Origin of the sequence: Streptomyces sp. SID5785 (assembly GCF_009870065.1) — a bacterium.
Taxonomy (GTDB): Bacteria; Actinomycetota; Actinomycetes; order Streptomycetales; family Streptomycetaceae; genus Streptomyces.
Genome location: NZ_WWIA01000850.1, coordinates 1 through 3,157 on the forward strand (window position 1 = coordinate 1; position 3,157 = coordinate 3,157).

Annotated in this window: 4 protein-coding genes; all 4 read left to right on the top strand. The window is 71.8% G+C overall.

Going from position 1 to position 3,157, the window contains the following annotated elements; translation table 11 throughout:
• On the top strand, positions 1–309 hold a 309-nt coding region (locus GTW43_RS27585), incomplete at its 5' end, for an SIS domain-containing protein (protein ID WP_272922567.1).
• 45 nt (positions 310–354) lie between these two features.
• Entirely contained in the window at positions 355–1,506 is a 1,152-nt protein-coding gene (gene manA / locus GTW43_RS27590; protein WP_161304677.1) for a mannose-6-phosphate isomerase, class I, read from the top strand.
• A gap of 128 nt (positions 1,507–1,634) precedes the next feature.
• Positions 1,635–2,615 (top strand): cation diffusion facilitator family transporter, encoded by a 981-nt coding sequence (locus tag GTW43_RS27595; protein ID WP_161304678.1) that lies wholly within the window; start codon positions 1,635–1,637, stop codon positions 2,613–2,615.
• A gap of 298 nt (positions 2,616–2,913) precedes the next feature.
• On the top strand, positions 2,914–3,157 hold a 244-nt coding region (locus GTW43_RS27600; RefSeq protein WP_161304679.1), incomplete at its 3' end, for an adenosylhomocysteinase.

A 3,157-nucleotide genomic window follows, 5' to 3' on the forward strand; every position in this document is an offset into this window, starting at 1 on the left:
CTGCCCGAGGCGATGCCCGCCCACGGCGCGCTCCTGGCGGGCGACCTCGCCGCGGGCGCCGACCCCGACGACTTCTTCCGTGACCGCGTCGAGGAGGCACAGGCCCTGCGCGCCCGGGTCGTCCTGCTCCGCGACCGGCCGGCCGGCGGCCTCACCGCGGCCCCCGCCGCCCGGGAGCTCGCCCTCTCCCACGACACCGCGATCAGCGAGCTGGAGCCCGAGGAGGGCACCGAACTCGAGACGCTCGCCGAGCTGATCGCCGTCACGGATTTCGCCGCCGTTTACCTGGGCCTCGCCTCCACGGCGTGAAGTAGTCCCGCTCGCCGACCGCCGCCGCACGGAGAAGACACGTTCATGGACCGCCTGACCAACACCGTCCGCCCCTACGCCTGGGGCTCCACCACCGCCATCGCGCACCTCGTCGGCGCCGAGCCGACCGGCGAACCCCAGGCCGAGATGTGGATGGGCGCCCACCCCGGCGCCCCCTCCGGCACCGGCCGCGGCCCGCTGAACGAGGTGATCGACGCCGACCCCGAGCGTGAGCTCGGCGCCGCCGCCGTCGCCCGCTTCGGCCCCCGGCTGCCCTTCCTCCTCAAGCTCCTCGCGGCCGGCGCCCCGCTCTCCCTCCAGGTCCACCCCGACCTGCGCCAGGCCCAGGAGGGCTACGCGGCCGAGGAGCGCGCCGGCGTCCCGATCGACGCCCCGCACCGCAACTACAAGGACGCCAACCACAAGCCCGAACTCATCTGCGCCCTCACCGAGTTCGACGGCCTGTGCGGCTTCCGCACCCCCGAGGACGCCGCCCGCCTCCTCGAGGGCCTCGGCGTCGACAGCCTCAAGCCCTACGCCGACCTGCTGCGCGCTCACCCGGAAGAGGCCGCCCTGCGCGAGGTCCTCACCGCGGTCCTCGGCGCCGACCCCGCCGAGATGGCGCACACGGTCACCGAGGCCACCGCCGCCGCCCAGCGCCTCGGCGGCGACTACGCGCCCTACGCGGGCATCGCCCACCACTACCCGGGCGACCCGGGCGTCATCGCGGCCATGCTGCTCAACTTCGTCAGGCTGCAGCCCGGCGAGGCACTCTTCCTCGGCGCCGGCGTCCCGCACGCGTACCTGGACGGTCTCGGCGTCGAGATCATGGCCAACTCGGACAACGTGCTGCGCTGCGGACTGACCCCCAAGCACGTCGACGTCCCCGAACTCCTGCGGATCGTCCGCTTCGAGGCCACCGACCCGGGCGTGCTGCGCCCCGAGGCCTCCCCGGACGGCGAGGAGGTCTACGACACCCCCATCGACGAGTTCCGCCTCTCCCGCTTCGTCCTGCCCGCGAGCAGCGGCCGCCACGACCTCACCGCGCCCACACCGCAGATCCTGCTCTGCACGGCCGGCACGGTCCGCGCGGGCGAACTCGAACTGACGCCCGGCCAGTCCGCGTTCGTCCCGGCGGGCGAGAAGGCCGAAGTGTCCGGTACCGGCACGATTTTCCGGGCGACGGTTGTGGCCTGACATCCGTCCCGGGCGTCCCGTGCTGCAACAATGACCCACCGCAAAGGGCAAGCAAAGCAGCGCCTCCTGCCTCGGCAGCACAAGGCGTCGCAGCAGCACGGGACGCACGAAGGGACACCGGGAACGACATGAGTGCTTCAGGCGGAGCAAAGGCGATCGTGGCGGCACTCGCCGCCAACCTCGCCATCGCGGTATCGAAGTTCGTGGCCTTCGTGTTCAGCGGCTCCTCGTCGATGCTCGCCGAGGGAGTCCACTCGCTCGCCGACTCCGGCAACCAGTTCCTGCTGCTGATCGGCGGCAAGAAGGCCCAGCGCGAGGCGACCCCGCAGCACCCGTTCGGCTACGGCCGCGAGCGCTACATCTACGCCTTCCTCGTCTCCATCGTGCTGTTCTCCGTCGGCGGCATGTTCGCCGTCTACGAGGGCTACGAGAAGATCCGCCACCCGCACGAGCTCGAGCACTGGTACTGGCCGGTCGGCGTCCTCGTCTTCGCGATCATCGCCGAGGGCTTCTCGTTCCGTACTGCCATCAAGGAGTCCAACCAGCTGCGCGGGCGGCTCAGCTGGGGCCAGTTCATCAAGCGCGCCAAGGCGCCCGAGCTGCCCGTCGTCCTCCTCGAGGACTTCGGCGCGCTCATCGGTCTCGTCCTCGCGCTGCTCGGCGTCGGTCTCACCCTCGCCACCGGCGACGGCGTCTGGGACGGCATCGGCACCCTCTGCATCGGCCTCCTCCTGATCACCATCGCGATCGTGCTCGCCCTGGAGACCAAGTCGCTGCTGCTCGGCGAGGCCGCGGGCACCGAAGAGGTCGAGAAGATCGAGAAGGCCGTCGTGGACGGCGAGACCGTCACCGGCCTCATCCACATGCGCACCCTGCACCTGGGCCCCGAGGAGCTCCTCGTCGCCGCGAAGGTCGCCGTCCAGCACGACGACACCGCCGCCGAGGTCGCCCGCGCCATCAACGAGGCGGAGGCCCGCATCCGCGCCGCCGTCCCGATCGCCCGCGTCATCTACCTCGAGCCCGACATCTACAGCGAGGCCGAGGCCACCAAGGGACCCGACCGCGACGCGACCCCGGGCGGCCCGGGCCCGTCCACCGACGAACACTGACCTGAAACGATCGCTTCCGCATCCGGCCGGGGCCGGATGCGGGGTGGGGCCGCACGGGCCGATCGGTGTAGATTCGTCACGAGCCAGACGTCGCTGCTGATGGCGGTCGGGCGGCCCGCACGACGGGCCGGCCGAGGGAGAGAGGGCCTCCGACGGACTGCGCTGCGAGTATCGGAGGACGCCTGTGTCCACAGGGGACCGACGACACCCGCAGACCAGCCACGCATGCCCGCTCCCGCAAGGACGCGCGCACCAGCCCACCTCGACCGACAGCACTGCACCGAGGAGCAGCTCACCCATGACTTCCGTCGTTCACCGGCAGGACCAGGACTTCAAGGTCGCCGACCTCTCCCTCGCGGAGTTCGGCCGCAAGGAGATCACCCTCGCCGAGCACGAGATGCCCGGCCTGATGGCGATCCGCAAGGAATACGCCGCCACCCAGCCCCTGGCCGGCGCCCGCGTCACCGGTTCCCTGCACATGACCGTCCAGACGGCCGTGCTCATCGAGACCCTGGTCGCGCTCGGCGCCGAGGTCCGCTGGG

Bases quoted from the DNA above. Each gene is read 5' to 3' on its own strand.
- GTW43_RS27595 (WP_161304678.1), top strand. From the start codon at position 1,635: ATGAGTGCTTCAGGCGGAGCAAAGGCGATCGTGGCGGCACTCGCCGCC.
- manA (WP_161304677.1), top strand. From the start codon at position 355: ATGGACCGCCTGACCAACACCGTCCGCCCCTACGCCTGGGGCTCCACC.